General features: G+C 41.6%; 18 protein-coding genes and 1 pseudogene. 8 read left to right on the top strand and 11 right to left on the bottom strand.

Annotated elements, in window-relative coordinates; translation table 11 throughout:
* Nucleotides 1-5 precede the first annotated feature (5 nt).
* Entirely contained in the window at nucleotides 6-1,313 is a 1,308-nt protein-coding gene (locus NIT04_RS08080; protein WP_252503034.1) for an alkaline phosphatase family protein, read from the bottom strand.
* A 103-nt stretch (nucleotides 1,314-1,416) separates the two neighbouring features.
* Here NIT04_RS08080 and NIT04_RS08075 point away from each other — a divergent pair, with 103 nt between their 5' ends.
* The 3 genes from NIT04_RS08075 (at nucleotide 1,417) to NIT04_RS08065 (ending at nucleotide 2,433) form a co-directional block, all read left to right on the top strand.
* On the top strand, nucleotides 1,417-1,572 hold the full coding sequence (locus NIT04_RS08075; protein WP_252503033.1) for a DUF1540 domain-containing protein: 156 nt from the start codon (nucleotides 1,417-1,419) through the stop codon (nucleotides 1,570-1,572).
* A 139-nt stretch (nucleotides 1,573-1,711) separates the two neighbouring features.
* The gene (locus NIT04_RS08070) at nucleotides 1,712-2,155 is read left to right on the top strand and encodes a hypothetical protein (RefSeq protein WP_252503032.1); all 444 of its coding nucleotides are present in this window, start codon (nucleotides 1,712-1,714) and stop codon (nucleotides 2,153-2,155) included.
* Entirely contained in the window at nucleotides 2,143-2,433 is a 291-nt protein-coding gene (locus NIT04_RS08065) for a DUF2653 family protein (protein WP_252503031.1), read from the top strand. Before NIT04_RS08070 ends, NIT04_RS08065 begins: the two co-directional genes overlap by 13 nt.
* Before the next feature lie 66 nt (nucleotides 2,434-2,499).
* Here NIT04_RS08065 and NIT04_RS08060 read toward each other — a convergent pair whose 3' ends face one another.
* From NIT04_RS08060 to NIT04_RS08045, 4 genes are all read right to left on the bottom strand, one after another.
* The gene (locus NIT04_RS08060) at nucleotides 2,500-3,129 is read right to left on the bottom strand and encodes a VanW family protein (RefSeq protein ID WP_252503030.1); all 630 of its coding nucleotides are present in this window, start codon (nucleotides 3,127-3,129) and stop codon (nucleotides 2,500-2,502) included.
* A gap of 321 nt (nucleotides 3,130-3,450) precedes the next feature.
* Complete coding sequence (locus NIT04_RS08055) at nucleotides 3,451-3,774, bottom strand: hypothetical protein (RefSeq protein WP_252503029.1); 324 nt, start codon at nucleotides 3,772-3,774, stop codon at nucleotides 3,451-3,453.
* Between the two features lie 70 nt (nucleotides 3,775-3,844).
* On the bottom strand, nucleotides 3,845-4,633 hold the full coding sequence (locus tag NIT04_RS08050) for an EcsC family protein (RefSeq protein WP_252503028.1): 789 nt from the start codon (nucleotides 4,631-4,633) through the stop codon (nucleotides 3,845-3,847).
* A gap of 36 nt (nucleotides 4,634-4,669) precedes the next feature.
* Nucleotides 4,670-5,287: a protein kinase family protein gene (locus NIT04_RS08045; RefSeq protein ID WP_252503027.1), complete on the bottom strand. Its 618-nt coding sequence runs from the start codon at nucleotides 5,285-5,287 to the stop codon at nucleotides 4,670-4,672.
* 472 nt (nucleotides 5,288-5,759) lie between these two features.
* Between NIT04_RS08045 and NIT04_RS08040 the strand changes: the two genes are divergently transcribed.
* Nucleotides 5,760-6,734 carry an LCP family protein gene (locus NIT04_RS08040; RefSeq protein WP_252503026.1) on the top strand — a complete coding sequence of 325 codons (975 nt, stop codon included), beginning with the start codon at nucleotides 5,760-5,762 and terminating at the stop codon, nucleotides 6,732-6,734.
* A gap of 35 nt (nucleotides 6,735-6,769) precedes the next feature.
* Here the strand turns inward: NIT04_RS08040 and NIT04_RS08035 are convergent, their stop codons facing one another.
* Both NIT04_RS08035 and NIT04_RS08030 read right to left on the bottom strand, forming a co-directional pair.
* A complete protein-coding gene (locus NIT04_RS08035; protein ID WP_252503025.1) occupies nucleotides 6,770-7,639 on the bottom strand; it encodes a YitT family protein in 870 nt (289 codons plus the stop codon).
* A 102-nt stretch (nucleotides 7,640-7,741) separates the two neighbouring features.
* A complete protein-coding gene (locus tag NIT04_RS08030) occupies nucleotides 7,742-7,930 on the bottom strand; it encodes a hypothetical protein (protein WP_252503024.1) in 189 nt (62 codons plus the stop codon).
* A 217-nt stretch (nucleotides 7,931-8,147) separates the two neighbouring features.
* Between NIT04_RS08030 and NIT04_RS08025 the strand changes: the two genes are divergently transcribed.
* Nucleotides 8,148-9,362, top strand: a complete 1,215-nt coding sequence (locus tag NIT04_RS08025; RefSeq protein ID WP_252503023.1) for an MFS transporter — start codon at nucleotides 8,148-8,150, stop codon at nucleotides 9,360-9,362.
* Nucleotides 9,363-9,419: 57 nt separating this feature from the next.
* Here NIT04_RS08025 and NIT04_RS08020 read toward each other — a convergent pair whose 3' ends face one another.
* Entirely contained in the window at nucleotides 9,420-10,205 is a 786-nt protein-coding gene (locus NIT04_RS08020; RefSeq protein WP_252503022.1) for a GNAT family N-acetyltransferase, read from the bottom strand.
* 136 nt (nucleotides 10,206-10,341) lie between these two features.
* Here NIT04_RS08020 and NIT04_RS08015 point away from each other — a divergent pair, with 136 nt between their 5' ends.
* Nucleotides 10,342-10,779: an OsmC family protein gene (locus NIT04_RS08015; protein ID WP_252503021.1), complete on the top strand. Its 438-nt coding sequence runs from the start codon at nucleotides 10,342-10,344 to the stop codon at nucleotides 10,777-10,779.
* 122 nt (nucleotides 10,780-10,901) lie between these two features.
* Here the strand turns inward: NIT04_RS08015 and NIT04_RS08010 are convergent, their stop codons facing one another.
* Nucleotides 10,902-12,950 (bottom strand): CocE/NonD family hydrolase, encoded by a 2,049-nt coding sequence (locus NIT04_RS08010; protein ID WP_252503020.1) that lies wholly within the window; start codon nucleotides 12,948-12,950, stop codon nucleotides 10,902-10,904.
* Nucleotides 12,951-12,978: 28 nt separating this feature from the next.
* Nucleotides 12,979-14,481 carry a BCCT family transporter gene (locus tag NIT04_RS08005; RefSeq protein ID WP_252503019.1) on the bottom strand — a complete coding sequence of 501 codons (1,503 nt, stop codon included), beginning with the start codon at nucleotides 14,479-14,481 and terminating at the stop codon, nucleotides 12,979-12,981.
* A 275-nt stretch (nucleotides 14,482-14,756) separates the two neighbouring features.
* Here NIT04_RS08005 and NIT04_RS08000 point away from each other — a divergent pair, with 275 nt between their 5' ends.
* Nucleotides 14,757-15,422, top strand: a complete 666-nt coding sequence (locus tag NIT04_RS08000; protein WP_252503018.1) for a TetR/AcrR family transcriptional regulator — start codon at nucleotides 14,757-14,759, stop codon at nucleotides 15,420-15,422.
* Nucleotides 15,423-15,702: 280 nt separating this feature from the next.
* On the opposite strand, the pseudogene NIT04_RS07995 reads toward NIT04_RS08000, so the two are convergent.
* Nucleotides 15,703-16,191 (bottom strand): annotated as a pseudogene (locus NIT04_RS07995) (transposase); the annotation flags it as partial.
* Between the two features lie 38 nt (nucleotides 16,192-16,229).
* Here NIT04_RS07995 and NIT04_RS07990 point away from each other — a divergent pair.
* Nucleotides 16,230-16,376 carry a hypothetical protein gene (locus tag NIT04_RS07990; protein ID WP_252503017.1) on the top strand — a complete coding sequence of 49 codons (147 nt, stop codon included), beginning with the start codon at nucleotides 16,230-16,232 and terminating at the stop codon, nucleotides 16,374-16,376.
* The last annotated feature ends 25 nt before the right edge of the window (nucleotides 16,377-16,401 follow it).

Raw genomic sequence — 16,401 nt, 5'->3', positions numbered from 1 at the left:
GTTTTTCATCCTTCTATAATTTCCTTAATGATCCTTCCATCTGTTTCGCTTAAATCGAGTCCTAAAAGCCTTGCAAATGTCGGGCCTTCATCGACCAAACTCATAGTCGGAATATCCACATCAGGAATTATCCCATTTCCTTTCGCAATAAAAACAGTCTTATAATCAGGTTTTAGCGGCGAATACCCGTGCACCGCTTTTGAATATTTACCAGCGGAGATCTCTTCATCTGCAATCTCGACAATCGCTTCCCCATCAAGCTCTTCTGTAAAATAAAAACCTACGCGTGCTTCTAACATAAAAGCAGCTTCGGTATCCGCTCCCGACTCACCTGCTTCCTTTCCCGATAACACAAGTTCTATGCCATTATCCGGATTTCTTACCAGTGAATGCAAAAGTGCTCGGATTTTTTCTTTTGATTGCCTGTCATTTACATGTTTCAAATATATGTAGGCCGATCCATCGTTGCTTTTGCAATAAGCTTTCCAACTTTTGACCTGCCCATTTTCATTCACTTGAATGAGCCCGCTCTCTCTTAATAAAACATTTATCTTAATCACCCTCGATACATCGAGGGAGCTATGATCACCAATAGCAACGACGGTTGATTTCTCTGCGATTCCGCTATCCTCCAATGCCTTTAGGATGTCGCCCAATCTTTTATCTTGTCTGCGTAAAGCATCATCTGCCTCATTAGAAGCAAATCCATGAGTATGCCTTTGCGAATCAAGGTCAACTAAATGGATTAGCACCAAATCTGGTTTTTTCGACTTGATCGTATGTACAGCGGTGGCCGTCACAAAATCATCTAACCAAGGTTGCTGAATTCCCTTCCGCAGATGTCCAAACCGCTTATTCATTTCTATCGTATAAAGTAAACTGCCGTTGACAAGTGAGACTGCAACTTGGGAATGCCAAGGACGGTTAGCGAAGATTTCAGGTATGTGATAATCAATCTTTGCCCTAGCAGTGACCGGCCATAACAAAGCCGCCGTTTTCATTCCCGCTTTCTTCGCTTCATCAAATAATGTCGTTCCTTTAATATGACGTCTTTGCCAATACCAATCCGGTGATGCTTTCCCTGGTTGTAGCAATGTGTTCGTCGTAATTCCATGTCGATTCGGGTAATTCCCAGTTATTATCGATGTATGGCATGAGTAAGTGACGGAAGGATAAATCGTTTCCACTTGCCTGCAAATGGCGGCACCATGTAAAAGCTTTTGGAAGTTCGGCAACGATTCAAGCATAGGCATATCCAATGAGGATAAACAGTCGAAAGAAATTACAATTAGATGATTAGTCAAACGCTTCATAATAACTTCCACCCCTTTTTGTCATTTTATCACTTCCAATGCTCATTCAGGAAAGCATGGATTCATGAATTTAGTGGAACGATACAAATACGGAGGTGAGAGAATGACTCAGAAAATTTTATGTGAAGTGAACAACTGCACGTATTGGGGAGACGGCAATAAGTGTCACGCCGACGTCATTTACGTGGTAAGCCAAACAGGCGATCAGGCAGCCGATAGTGAAGACACGGATTGCAAAACGTTTAAACCAGAGGAGTAATTAACCGGGAAGAATGCATGGTCGAATTCGATCTGCATTCTTCCTTAGACTAACCAAACAATTATTTATTTGCTATCGATATATTTTATACTTATACTTGTACAGTGTTGAATTTTGCAAAATGACGGAGGTTTTTGGATTGAAGAAAATACTATCAGCATTACTTGCCTTGACGATAGTCATGTCACCAATCGGCAGCTTTATACTAAATGATCATGCAACTACAGTTGAAGCGAAAAGATATAAGTCCGGCAAGAAAAGTTTTAACCCAAGTCAGAACAACTTCACTAAACCGAAAGTGGATAAGAAGCAAGAAGACAATGCTTCATTTGCCAAACCTACTAAAAACCAATCTTCTAAAGGTGGTTTCTTCTCAGGCGGTCTCATGCGCGGTTTATTCGTCGGAGGAATTGCAGGTCTTCTTTTTGGAAGCCTCTTCGCCAATATGGGAATGTTAGGTTCAGTTTTAGGGTTTCTGATCAATATGTTGGCCATCATCTTCGTTATTAGTATGATTCGAAGGATTTTCTCTCTTCTAAAAGCAAAGAAAGAAAAAGAGGATGCTAATCCATGGCGGAATTAACGATGTCCGAGCAAGATATAGTAAATGCGATATGCGTTGATTATTCCCAAAAACATAGCATTCTCCCGGAAGAAGTCGAAGTAGAGCTTGTCTACGACGACGACGAAGGCTTTTCTGCTGAGGTTTCCCATCGTGGGCAAAAACAAGTCCTGGGATCATTTGACATGATTCAAGCCATTCGGTATTGGATCGGAGAAACTTTGAACGAAGACCCTTATGCTGCAGGAATCAAATTGTTATTAGATCGAGAAGAAGGTATAATTGCAACAATCCAATGATACTATTCGTCTCTCACAACTATTGGCCAGGTGGGTAGTTATCCCATCCTGGCCTCTTTTGTCGGATTACTTATTTACACTCACTAGTTGTCTATCAACCACTTCATATTTCACTTCCGAATTATTTTTAATTAATAGTTCTTCGTGTACATATTCTCCTGTCCGTTTATCAACCATCCACCTCCAAATTTCATTTTGTCTAAACGTCTTTCCATCTCTCTTATAAAATTGGTGTGCCCTTTCTTCTAAATGATAACTAGTTGCAATTTCCTTGTTTGATAATATAACACCTTTCAAATGACGGTCTGTCACCCATACACGGATCTGAAATGCATATTCGGTCGTGTTTTTGAAACGGAAGTCTACATAATTGTAAAAAACGCTCGCCCCGCTGCCGAAAGGAAGAACTCTCCCTTCATCCGGAAAAGGATCGAAGCTGTGATGATGCCTTTCAATGACCGTTAACGGCGTGTGTAACACCATCCAATATAGAAGATTTGCAAGTTGGCAAATGCCTCCACCTATGCCCGTTTTAACTTCTCCTCTAGAGAGCTGCATTCCTTCAATATACCCTTTTTTCCTTGTAGCCCTACCAACCAATCCCCAAAATGAAAACACTTCCCCCGGTTGAATGATGATTCCGTCGATCTTGTTTGCTGCTAGAGTGAGATTCACGATTTTATTTTCCTGTAGCACCGGATCGCTATCTCCTAGTTTCCTACGCAATAGCGATTGATGTTTCTTACATGAATAGGAGAAATTCGTTTCAGATTTTCTCCTTGCAAACCGTTTTCTTCCCCACAAATTTTTCATAAAACGAAAAAATCTCTTTTGCTCAATTCGAACGTAATAAAAGATTGGATGAATCTCTGACAATCTCACTTTTTTCTCCCCTTGTTCTTAACGTGACCACTTCTCTACTTTATTCATCTATGGCGTGTTTTTATCCTGTTCAACTGAAAAATATATTACTAAAGATTTGCTCTTGTAAGCTTTTGTTCGTGAAAAATTATGATCTTACCGCACCAAATTGTTCATATATTCGACTGATACTATTTCCTTTTCAAAATGCATATACACTTCTTCCAACTGCACGTTTATTTCTTCCAAGTCAGTTGCTTCATTGAAGAGATACTCATAATAAATCGCTTCCTCATCCGTTTGGATGACAATCCGAAATATTTGAAGAGGTTGCCGCCCAGCAGTATTTTCATCCGACAAAATAGGCTCCTCCAAATTATAATTTCCTTGGTTCACAAATATCTTTCCCTTTACACCCTTATCTTTCATCTTCAATGCAAAATCCTTCAGTTCATTCAAATCATCTGCTGTATACTTCAAGATAATGCCTCCTTTATTACGTTACTACTTATTCCATTCCCTATCCCTCGCGTTCTATTCATGGATTGTTTTACCCAATCCTTTCCAGTATCCTTCTTTTTTTATAAAGCATTTTGCCAGCCACAGCTATGTCGTTTACAGCCGATCGGTTGATGAAAGCACCAAAAACAAAACCCGCTATCGGAATCATTTGAAATAACTTCTTCAAGCCGAGCTGATCTCGATAGGAGAATACGACTTCACGCCAGCCTTGCAATTCAGACATGACTTCCCTTTTTGAAGCTTCATCAGGATCATCAAAATGAGATATTTGAGCAAGAATGGCTTGTTTGCCTACAATATCGGAAGAAACGAATTGGAGGCATTTCACTACAAATAATCGTTCTTCTTTCTCGGTCGGATCGTAGCCATAACAAATAGCAATGTCTTGCAATGTTTTTAATTGCAAACTGAGCAACAATGGAATATCTATCGTCATTGTGAACAGCCCGCCTATTCCGGTACTCGCCCCTTGGACCGCTGCCAATCTCTTTCTATTGTTCGCTATTTTTTCTGCAGCAAAATCCATCGTTGAAATTTCAAGTTCCTTTACGTGTTCCAACGTTTGCACATCTAAATGAGGATAATAATTGGGGATGTTAGAAACTGTGCTTAAATAGCTCCCGCCAGTTTGGATATATTGGCCAAGCTCGTCCAAGAGGATGCCGATCTTTTTTTGAATGATGTCAGGCGTCCATTTATCCATCAGTTTAAACGGCAGCCGCCCTAATTTTTCCCAAAACCATAAATTACTTTGTTCTTTCTCCCATTCCTCAACTTTCTCCAGCTCATTCAATAACCATTCTTTTGAATCAGTCATTTTCGTCTTCCCCGCTTTCTTTCTATTTTCTCATTATTATGTTCTAGCTCTATACAAGGGTATCCAGTCTTTTTTATATAACCATGCAATAGTATTTAAGAAAACGGCGGGAATTTCCTTAGGGAAAAATCGCTTGCAATAAAACTGTCTGTACGCCCTTTTCAAGTTATCCCATTGTTGACAGTCCTTCTTCTGTCTAAAACGCGCAACATCAATAATCTTTACATCATTATCAATGGTGATTAAAATATTACGCAAGTGAATATCAGAAGGATTCAGCCCTCTTGCAGTTGCCAAAGAAAGTGCGTGATCGATTTCTGCAATATGTGTACGCTCTATGACTTTCCCTTGGACTATACAGTCAAAAAGTGTAAGACCTTCAATGAAATCAATGACGATAAAATTTACACCTGATGCATAGACGGAAGGATAGTAAACAATATCCTGAAGTTCTCCATAAATTCCAGCTTCTTCTTTTGCAATATGGGAACAAGCAGGAAAAAACACTTTCATCGCTTTCATCGTCGACTTTATCTTAAACACAAATGCGCTCCTTCCTGTTCCGACGTGAATTAACGATGATTCATCATATTTTAATAAACGATTGTTATGATCTATTTGTACTGTTCTAGAAAGTTCTTCATAAGTATTCAAAATCCGTCCTCCAGTAATGAAAAATAAAAAAACGATATAACCAATTATTGGTCATATCGCCTCAAAAATAGACCTCACCAAATAATCGGCAAGGTCTCGCAAACAACTTGTTGTTGCCAACAAAGCCGAGGGCACCAGCCCCGTATTGACGACTTTGTTGTATAGCTACTCCCCTTTATGGAAGTTGAATATAATTTTATAGTGTTTAGTATAAATATAATAGGACTCGGAGTCAATTCATGCGACTTCAATCGGTAAATATACAAAGTAGCAGTGGAATACAAGCAGCCAAGCGAGGGTAAAGAAACATATATGTAAAAATTGGAAATTTTATTTTTTATAAAATGAAAACCTTTTACCTTGTACGACGTCTATATGTAGTGGAAATGTCCCTTGCCCGACAGTTCAATAGGTGATATGATACGCGTGCTAAACAATCATTATAGATTCTTATAATTAGGCGGTGAACCATTTGAATAGAATAGATATCCGAAAGAAGAAGAAGAAAAAGAAATTCAGATTTATAATTAGTATTGCCATAGTCTTGCTTGGATTAGGAGCTTGTTTCTGGATATATCAATATAATCAAGGATTAGCATTGTCTGAAAACGGTACACTTAAGGAGCAAAACGAGGATTTTGGTATTTTCGACGGACCGGAACCGCAATTTGGGGAAATTAACATTATGTTGCTTGGCTCCGATGCACGTAAAGATGAAGAAGGCCGTTCGGATACATTGATGATTGCTAATTACAATCAAAAAACCGAAAAGGTGAAACTCATATCGATTATGCGTGATACGTATGTTGATATTCCTGGATACGGCATGCAAAGAATGAATTCTGCATACTCACTCGGCGGACCTGAACTAGTACGCCAGACGATTAAGGAAAATTTCAACTTGGATGTGCATTATTATGCGATGGTAGATTTCAAAGGCTTCCCTAAAATTGCAGATATTATCGCACCAGAGGGCATCGAAGTCGACATCCCCTATACGATGTCACATGGAATATACATGACGTTACATCCCGGAGTGCAAAGGCTGCAAGGTGAACAACTATTAGGTTATGTCCGTTTCCGGCACGATAGCCAAAACGACTTTGGCCGTGTAGCACGACAGCAGGAAGTGCTTTCAAAACTGAAGGAAGAGGCAGTGGGCGTTCATAGCCTTATGAATCTACCGAAGCTATTAGGTGCTGCAGACGCCTATATCGACACGAACCTGGACAAGATGACGATGCTTTCCATCGGCAAAGGAATTTTGGACAATAAATCCGAAAAAATTGATACACTTCGAATCCCAGTTGACAACTCTTACAGCCCTGAAAGGGTTACTATTGGTGAAGTCCTTGAAATTGACTTTGATAAGAATATAGCGGAATTGAATAAATTCTTGGAAGGTACAACCGAAATAGTCGACACAAATGATAGTGGAACAAAATAAAACGAGGTATCCCGATATTACAGGGATACCTCGTTTTATTTTGTTGGTCGTTCTGGGAGCTCGTCTTCCCTCCTGAAGAAACCAAAAATACCGACCGTTTGAACGATATTTGTGAAAGCTTGTGGATCGACTTCGTCAATGATTTTCTCTAGGTCATATAATTCATACCTCGTGATGACCAAATAGAGCATGCTTTTCTCTTCTTTTGAATAAGCGCCTTTGGCAGGAACTATTGTGATGCCACGAACCATTTTCTGGTGAATCGCCTCTTGCATCTCATCAGCCTTATGCGTGATGATCATTGCCGTCACTTTCTCATGACGGGTATGAATCATGTCGATGACTGAAGTTGTCACATAGAGCGCAACCATCGTATATAACGCATTTTCAGGCTCATATAATACGCCTGCAAGAACAATGATAATTCCATTCAGCAACAAAAAATAAGTTCCAATCGGTTTATCCTGCAGTCGAGACAAGACCATCGCTACAATATCCATTCCGCCTGTCGATGCTCCGAGCTTCAAAGATATTCCGACACCTACACCTGCAATCACTCCACCGAAAACAGCATTCAAGATAATATCATTGGAAAGGGATAAAACGGGCAAAACCTCAAGAAAAATTGTCGTAAAAACAACTGAAACGATACTGTAAATTGTAAATCCTCTTCCAACCTTGTACCACCCTAAAATGATTACCGGAATGTTGAATAGAAACAGTAGAATACCGGTGCTGATCGAGATGCCCAGTTGATCGTGCAAGATGCTCGAAACTAATTGTGAAGCCCCAGCAAATCCACTTGCATATACATTCGCATTAATCAAGAAAAAGTTCAATGAAATCGCCATTAGTAAAGAGCCGAATATGACGACTAAGATTCGTTTTAGTTCAATAAAAAACATAAGTACCTCCTTATAACAGATCACAATAGCTATTTGATTATACTTCATTGATATAAAAATTTCCTTCATTGACCATTAAAAAAACACCAGTAGGACTGGCGTTTATGAACTGATTGTCTGTTTTTTATATTCAGTATAGAAGAAGGAAGCAATTCCAAATAAGAAGATGAGGGAAGTGAGTCCGATCAATGCCCCTTCCATGTCAAATCCTTTTACGAAGGATATTGCTGAAATGCTGACGACAGAACCTGTCAACAGCGCCAAAATGATAATGCGAAGCATGAAATTCATCCTCTCCACCTTTCAATAATTGAGAAACATTCTCAAATATATCTTACTTCACTTGAGAAGATTTATCAATAAAAAACGGAATACCTTAATTACTATGCCGCGGTATCATTTACTATGATTTTTTATGGTGTTTATAAATAGAGTCTTGTATTTCGTATAGCGAAGTATATAATTCAGATTAGTATGTTGTTCAAATGAATAGAAATGTGGAGAGATTATGCGAACATATAATGAGAAGATCAGCATTTACCACGGGATGGCATCGACCATCGTACTAAATTTTTCAAACAACTTTTTCCCGATTTTCGCAATAACTATGCTTAGCGCGACCAATTACCAAGTCGGCTTGATCAGTTCGCTGCCGCCACTAATGGCACTGATTATGACGATACCTGCTGCAATTTTATTGAATAGATCACAAGCACAGAAAAAGCTCGTGGCGCTTTCGGTCTTACTGGCAAGGCTCATGTTCCTATTCATTATCAGTATCGTCTACTTGCCTTCCCCATCGATGCATGCATGGATCTTTTTAGTCGTTATTGCTATTATGAGTTTGCCGAATACAGTTGCCAATATTGGATGGCAAACTTTCATTAGCGATCTCGTAGAGGAATCAAGGCGCGGTGCATTTTTCAGTGACCGGAACAGATTGTTGACGATTGTAGGGCTAATCTCAACTCTTATAATAGGGATTTTAATGAAGGATGCATCCGCTAGCGTGACAGCCTACCAATTATTGTTTGGGTTCGCTTTTTGTTTCGGCATGCTCGAAGTATACTTATTAATGAAGCATGAAGAAGAGCCAGTAAAAAATGATGGATCTTCAGTGAAGAAGAAAACGATGGATTGGTCAATTTTCAAGCATAGAAATTACGTCTCTTTCCTCATTGCTGCGCTTTTATTTAATTTTGCCTGGCAGATGGCGTGGGGAATTTTCAATATTTATCATGTCCGATATGTCGGTGTGACTATTTTCTGGGTCAGTATGTTCGCTGCCGGGAACATGCTGGCGCAATTCCTCTCCTTCCCCCTTTGGAAGAAATGGGCGGAAAAAAGGTCGAACACATTGGTATTTGTATGGGCTGCGGTCGGGATGGCGACGACTCCGTTTCTAACGGTCCTTTCGACAAATTTGTATTATATCGCAATTGTCCAGACTTCATCGGGATTTTTCCTGGCAGGCGTCGTGTTATTGCTATTCAACTTGCTGTTGGAACAGTCTCCTGATCATGTGAGGACATATTGCATAACAACCTATAATGTTTTGTTGTCGGTCATCGCCTTTGCAGCGCCTCAAATCGGCATCTGGCTGCTTGAGCAGTGGGGTGTTGAAATTGCTATGTACATGAATTCTGCGCTGCGATTTTTGAGTGCTGGATTGTTTCTTATCGTCTATCTCAAATTCACTAGAAAATCCAAATTGGTCATTTAGCTTTCAATATATGAATGGATAGAAAAGAGCCCATAGCCAGGGCTCTTTTCTATCCTCTTAATGGTTTCTGCTTAGTTCCGGTGATTGACAGCCGTAAGAGTAGGCAAGGCAGTAGAATCCATGTTTCTCTAATATTGGCTTGCTCATCGGACTTGCATCAACAGTTAGAAATTGATATCCCTTTTCTTTTGCTTTATTAGCTCGTACAGATAACAGTGATGTATAAAATCCTTTGCCTCTATATTCCGGTAAAGTGGAACCACCCCATAAACTTGCGAATGAAGAATTCTTCTCAAAACAAATCCATGCCGCACTGACGAGTCGATCATCATCATATATTCCATACAGATACAGAGAATCTGGGTCATTCTGCTTGTCTCTCCATAATCGGTTCCCTAACTCCTCATGAGAATCTTCCCAAATGATGTCTATTAACGATATCATCTCCCTGATTCCTTTCTGATCAACTATTTCGTTTACATATGTCTGTTGTTTCCGATGACGTAATGAATGCGCATCATTAATATCCATAACCATAAGAGATTCTTGAGGTTCAATAGTGAATCCGGCCTGCCCGAGAAGCTCTTTCAAATCATTCGGCCTGTCATAGCTATACACTTTCCATTCAAACCCTACACCTAGTCGATTGAAATAGTTCATTTCTTCCTGGATAACTTCACTTGCATTCTCCTCATTTACTCGGGAGTCAATAATGAATCCCCTCTCCCCATGCAATGAGACATGTCGGATTACGTGTTCTGTTACTTCACGACGATAACCCGGTGTATGCAAATTTTTACGAAGTTCTTTGTCGAAAAGTAATAACAAATCTTGTTTGTTCAATATCTATCCCACCAATTCTCTTCATTTTCATCTCTAACTATTATGACTTATCTCTATACTTTACCATTGGAATCTTTGAGATGGAATGTCTTTTCGTATCATATATAATGAAATTCAGTAGAAAGGGGATATGTAAATGGCAGAACATCGTTTTTATCTTAAGGCGGACTGGCCAGGATTACGCAATGATATTGGGACAATCGAAACTTTGAACTTGAAGACGGAAGTATCCATCCCTACGGAAATGGAAGGGCCAGGCATTGGGACGAATCCTGATGAAATGCTGCTCGGCGCAGCTGCAACATGTTATATCATCACGCTTGCCGCGATGATGGAAAGAAGCGGAGTGGAAAAGAAGAGCCTGACGATGCAGTCAATCGGCGTGGTGGACTTTACAAATGGCGTTGTTACATATAAAAAGATCATACATAAGCCGGAAATCGTTTTAGCCGAAGGTATGGCGGATAAGCGGAATGTTGTAGAGCGATTGGCGTTGAAAGCGGAAACCTCATGTATGATCAGCAGAGCGTTACAAGGGAATGTTGAAGTGAAAGTGGAACCGAGCATTAAATAACAACAATATAAAAAGTCTCTCGTCCTAATTTTGGACGAGAGACTATTTAGTATTTTGTTGACGCATATAAAACTTAGGCGGAATGGGACCATATCCGATCACTTTCCTGCCCTATCTTTGTCTTATACAAACTCTCTCGGAACTTTAGTTTCCCATGTCCGATTGAAAACTTCCTCTTCCCCCTCATACGCGATCAATTTGTTCATCAAATAGAAGTTCTCTTCATCGGCCGTCATGACACTCGTCGTTTCAAGGCTTGTCTGCCATTCACCCCTACCGAGCGACAACGTCCAATCACATTGTACTTTCGCGGATAAGGGCTCACCTTCTTTGACTGAATAAATATTGCGGTTCGTACTCCCGTATTCAACACCATTGACATGTAGTTTTCTGGCACCTTCATCCGAAAAGTCATCGAGCGTCCACACGTTTGACACGACATCATGTGTAATGGCGCGTGTCCTATTTGCATCACGTAAAATGTCTTTTTCCAGAACTGGTGCCGTCTCTGGATGTTTAAAAGGCTCCAGTTCCAGGTCAACCGCTTTCGATTCCCTGATAGGCAGCGACAAAAATGTCTTCTCTGAAGGATAGACAGTCAAGGTCGCTTCTTCAGGAGATGGCCAAGCATGTGGCCAATACGTAGGTGATATGGCCAATTGCCAGCGATGCCCTTTCTTCAATTTGTGGCCGATTGCATTCAACTCGACAGTGATGCTGTATTTTTCACCTGGCACTAGCTGCTCAGGAAACTCATGGCTATCCCGATGCGTTAGGTTCAACAGCCCCCACGTCACACGGGTGGATGAACCATCTGGTGCAACATCATTTAACCGTACCGATAGTAAAGCATTCGGTTTGTCGGATGAAAGTTCGACAGTGAATGATGGGTGCCCTAATATATGGACAGGCTCCTCAACTGGTTCGGAGTCAAAAACGACTGCGTAGCCATTTTCGTTCCTTTGGTCTCCCGGCAAGTCGCCCGGTTGGCCGAACGGACAGAATACACCAGCATGGAGACCGTGCTGTTGAACACTTTCCACTTTGATTTTATTTGCATCAGTAATTTCTGTTTTTAATACCGAACCGTCCAAATAGTAACGTTTAGTTACGAGGTCGGATGGAGGCCACTGCTCCTCCGCCACCCAATGGCCCGGTCTAACAAAATAATCGGTTTGGGGAGGGACACTTTCTTGAATCCATGCTCTCAGCATCGGTTCCTCCATAATGCCGGTATCTATGCCTTTCAACCAGTGATCCCACCAGCGCAAGCACTCTTGAAGGAACCCGATTTGCGGCCCCGGGACTGCCATTTCCGGATATTCATGCGCCCACGGACCAATTAATCCTTTTCGCGGCCCTTTCAAACCTTCCAATAACCGAGGGATGGCGTTCGTATAGCCATCCGCCCAACCACCTACCGCATATACCGGAATTTCGATGTCCTCGTAATTCTCACAGACTGAACCATGCTTCCAATACTCATCGCGGTGCTGATGTCTGACCCATTCCTCAACGAAAGGAGGCGTCTTTTCCAACCGTTCCAGCCAATTATCACGCCATGCCTCCCCGACCACTTCGGGATCAGCTGGACGCGCATTATAGGCAAGCATTGTGGAAGCCCACCATAGCATATCCGAAGCAAGCATCGCTCCCCCTTTATAGTGTACGTCATCGGCATAACGGTCATCTGTTGAACAAAGTGTGATGATCGCTTTTAATGATGGATGGCGTCTCGCTGCCACTTGTAAACCATTGAAACCTCCCCATGATTTACCGATCATGCCGATGCCTCCGGTAAACCATGGCTGTTCGGAAATCCAAGTGAGCACTTCCAATGCGTCGTCCTGTTCCTGCTTTAAATATTCGTCATACAAAATCCCTTCGGAATCGCCGGATCCCCTTAAATCAACTCGAATGCTCGCATATCCATGTCCAGCAAAATAGGGATGACGAAGCGAATCCCTTAATGCAGTAAAGTCATTTTTCCTGTACGGGATATATTCAAGAATCGCCGGGACAGGGTTTTGGACTGCATCTTCGGGCAGCCAAATACGGGCGGAAAGACGCGTGCCGTCCGACATCGGAATCCAAATATTATTCATTTCCTTAATTTTTCTCGGAAACTCTGTCCGAACAACCCGATTCGTCTCACGAACGTTGAAAACCATTTTGAAAACCTCCTAAGTAATATCCTGTTTACGCTTTTGGAAAGTCTTGCTTCAGCCATCTTAAAAGAGAGACGACGAGCAGAAGATAGAAAATATAAATTGGAACAGAGACGACGACTGCGGACGTTTGGATGACCCGTAATCCGCCGATAAGCAGCAACGAAATGGAAATTGTTGCTAGAACGGCTCCCCAAATCATCCGATGCCATCGTGCTGGCTCTTGCCCCTCCCCCAATTCCTTCGTTGCGATGGCTGATAGAATATACGTTGCCGAGTCCATCGATGTTGAAAGGAAAATGACCGCCAGTATGACAAAGAACGGCAAGACGATAGCGCTTAATGGCAATGACATCAAGATGGCAACGATTGATGCAGGTCCTCCGCTTTCGGTTAAGATGTCTTTAACGGGAAGGATATCTTGCAATTGCAAGTTCATCGTATAGCCGCCAAATACCATGAAGTAAATCCAGCCACCGATAGAACCCCAAAGCAGCATATGGGTGATCAGTTGACGGATTGTTCTTCCTCTCGAAATCCTTGCGACGAAAAGTCCCATGAAAGGGGCTGTCGCTGCGAACCAAGCCCAGTAGAATACAGTCCAACCTTGTGGAAAACCGCCTTGGCTGATGGGATCGGTATAAAAGCTCATCATGGCGAAATTCTGGATCATCATGCCGAAGCTGTTAGTGAAGTACGTCAATATGAATAAAGACGGTCCGGCGATGAATACGAATATTGCTAGCGCCAATGCTAGATAGACGTTAATGTCACTCAATCTCCGGATTCCTTTATGAAGCCCCAAGTAAGCGCTCGCCGAGTAAACAATCGTTATACAAATGACGATGATGGCATCGAGTGTTAGGGTTTGTTCAATACCTAAAATACTACCTACTACGGCAGACACCATTGGAACTCCTAAACCGAGCGATGTACCTAAACCTCCGACCAGACTCCAAATGACAAGAATATCAATCAGTTTGCCTAACCAGCCATCCGAATATTTACCGAGTGCACCGCTAAGAGCGACGCTCATTTTCAAAGAAGGACGTTTTTTAATGAAATAAGAATAGGCGATGACAACTGTCGGGAATGCATATAGTGACCAAGCGGAAATGCCCCAATGAAATAAGCCGTACGTCAATGCCCATTCAGCAGCTTCTTTACTTTCCGCTTCAATCCCGAATGGAGGCCCAGTGAAGTAAAAGATCGGTTCGAGCATTGACCAATACATGATGCTAGTCCCCATGCCTGCCGTAAACAGCATCGTTCCCCAACTGAATGTTGAAAACTCAGGCTTTCCTTCACCTAGCGTAATCTTTCCATAGCGGCTGAATGCTAACCAGATCAGTAGAATGAACAAACCAATTGTCAAAAACTGAAACGCCCAATCCATCTTATACGTAATCGCAGTCATCATATTATCCAAATACGGCTCTGCAGTTGATCGATTGACAACTAGCAAAACTGTTGCCGCAATAATGACTGCTAGTGATGCCCAAAAGATAAATGGATCAATCCTCACTTTATTCATGTTCCCACCCCTATTTAATTTTTTACATTGCAACACTACCATTCCTTAATTTGATAGCGCTTTCAAAGATAAGTTTCCTAGTATTGAAAGATTAGATGGAAACACCTCTGATAATCAGATAAGATATACTAATCATGATTATTTATTAATATCGATTATTCTACCACAGGAAAAATGATAGAACAATTGTAAAAGGAAAAATAATAGTTTGTAAATATTGTATAATGTAAATAATGTATTATGTTTAATGGATTGGAAAGGATGGAGTTGAGGTTATGAGCAACAAGAAAATTCAATTGAGCCGCATGTGGAAATATTTTATTGATGCGACAAAAGAGATTATAAATGAGGATGGAATAAATCAAGTAACGATTCGGAAGGTCGCAGACCGTGCCGGATACAACAGTGCGACGATATACAATTACTTTGGTGAAGTATCACATTTGATTTTCTTTGCATCGATGAAGCTGTTGAAAGAATATACGGAGGAAGTTACGGAAAGCATGCAGAAAGGACAAACTTCTTTGGAGAAGTATATGCTTGCATGGGAATGCTTCTGCAGACATTCCTTCCAGCAGCCCGCCATTTTCCATGCAGTGTTCATTATGGATCTTGGGGATCATCCGGAAAGGATGATTGAACGTTATTATGAGATGTACCCTTCTGACTTAATCAATATCCCCGAAGAGTTGAAACCGATTTTGTTCGAACGAAGTATGACGAAAAGAGGAAAGTCACTTTTACAATTGGTAGCACAGGATGGACTGATCGATGAACGACAAGTAGATTCACTTAATGAAATGACTAATCTTTTATGGCAAGGGATGCTCACGAATATATTGAATAACCGGCTAGATTATAGTTTGGAAGAAGCTCAACAAAAGACGTTGGAATACATTAATCAAATGGTAAAAAATGCATTGATCAATAAAAATCTATAGGTAAAAAACCGATGGGCGAATCCATCGGTTCAGACTGTAGACAAATTTCCAACCCTTTTGCTTAAACATCTACATTTTAACTGTCAGTAGACTGAAATAACGTTGATTTCCATTCCGGGCGGACGCTTTCCGGGGGGCTTGCCCTCAGCCTCCTCGTCGCTTCGCTCCTGCGGGGTCTTCACGCTGCGCTAATCCCCCAGGAGTCGCCGCCCTGCACTCCAATCAACTGGAAATCCTTTAAGACAGGGGTATCATTTCAGCCTCCATAGCCGGCGCTCTCCACGTTCTTCTCAAACTTTCTCTTATTCGCACTCGCTTTCACATGAGTCGAATCAATAAAGACATGTTCTGGGCTGAGAAGCCCACGGTTTGCCACCTCGTTTAGAACTTTATAGAAGATCTGCTCAAAAAGATCAGTATCTGCAAAACGACGGACATAGTTCTTCCCGAACGTGGAGAAGGGAGGAACCTCTGTATGAAAGCCGAAGCCTAGGAACCAGCGATATGCCACGTTCGTTTCAATTTCCTTGATTGTCTGGCGCATGGAGCGGATGCCGAAGGTATACTGAATGAATGTCATCTTGATCAGTACCACAGGATCTATGCTGGGTCTCCCAATGGTTGAGTAAAGATCTTCAACTAATGGATAGATGAAGGAGAAATCAATGGCTGCATCCAGTTTGCGCACCAGATGGTCTTGAGGAACCAACTGTTCTATTGTCAGCATTTCCAACTGTTCGCGTTCATTAATTTGATTCTTCGTCATCATATCCATCACCTCATTCAGTTAATAGGAAACACCGTTGATTGAAGCGGAGAGCGGCGACTCCTGCGGGAAGAGCACGTGCTGAAGACCCTGGACTGAGCGCAGCGAGGGAAGCGGCTGAAGCCGTGCCCGCGGAAAGCGTCCGCTCGCAGCGGAAATCAACATTGTTAGCTTTATCTCTATTTTAAAAGAAAAAAGACAATAGGCAAACAC

Origin of the sequence: Sporosarcina sp. Marseille-Q4943, assembly GCF_943736995.1 — a bacterium.
Lineage (GTDB): Bacteria > Bacillota > Bacilli > Bacillales_A > Planococcaceae > Sporosarcina.
Note: the sequence above shows the minus strand (reverse complement) of the source record. Positions and strands in the feature narration are given on the sequence as shown.

Excerpts from the sequence above, each read along its gene's own strand:
- NIT04_RS08080 (WP_252503034.1), bottom strand. The coding sequence starts at position 1,313 with ATGAAGCGTTTGACTAATCATCTAATTGTAATTTCTTTCGACTGTTTA.
- NIT04_RS08075 (WP_252503033.1), top strand. The coding sequence starts at position 1,417 with ATGACTCAGAAAATTTTATGTGAAGTGAACAACTGCACGTATTGGGGA.
- NIT04_RS08065 (WP_252503031.1), top strand. The coding sequence starts at position 2,143 with ATGGCGGAATTAACGATGTCCGAGCAAGATATAGTAAATGCGATATGC.
- NIT04_RS08050 (WP_252503028.1), bottom strand. The coding sequence starts at position 4,633 with ATGACTGATTCAAAAGAATGGTTATTGAATGAGCTGGAGAAAGTTGAG.
- NIT04_RS08035 (WP_252503025.1), bottom strand. The coding sequence starts at position 7,639 with ATGTTTTTTATTGAACTAAAACGAATCTTAGTCGTCATATTCGGCTCT.
- NIT04_RS08030 (WP_252503024.1), bottom strand. The coding sequence starts at position 7,930 with ATGAATTTCATGCTTCGCATTATCATTTTGGCGCTGTTGACAGGTTCT.
- NIT04_RS08025 (WP_252503023.1), top strand. The coding sequence starts at position 8,148 with ATGCGAACATATAATGAGAAGATCAGCATTTACCACGGGATGGCATCG.
- NIT04_RS08015 (WP_252503021.1), top strand. The coding sequence starts at position 10,342 with ATGGCAGAACATCGTTTTTATCTTAAGGCGGACTGGCCAGGATTACGC.
- NIT04_RS08010 (WP_252503020.1), bottom strand. The coding sequence starts at position 12,950 with ATGGTTTTCAACGTTCGTGAGACGAATCGGGTTGTTCGGACAGAGTTT.
- NIT04_RS08005 (WP_252503019.1), bottom strand. The coding sequence starts at position 14,481 with ATGAATAAAGTGAGGATTGATCCATTTATCTTTTGGGCATCACTAGCA.
- NIT04_RS08000 (WP_252503018.1), top strand. The coding sequence starts at position 14,757 with ATGAGCAACAAGAAAATTCAATTGAGCCGCATGTGGAAATATTTTATT.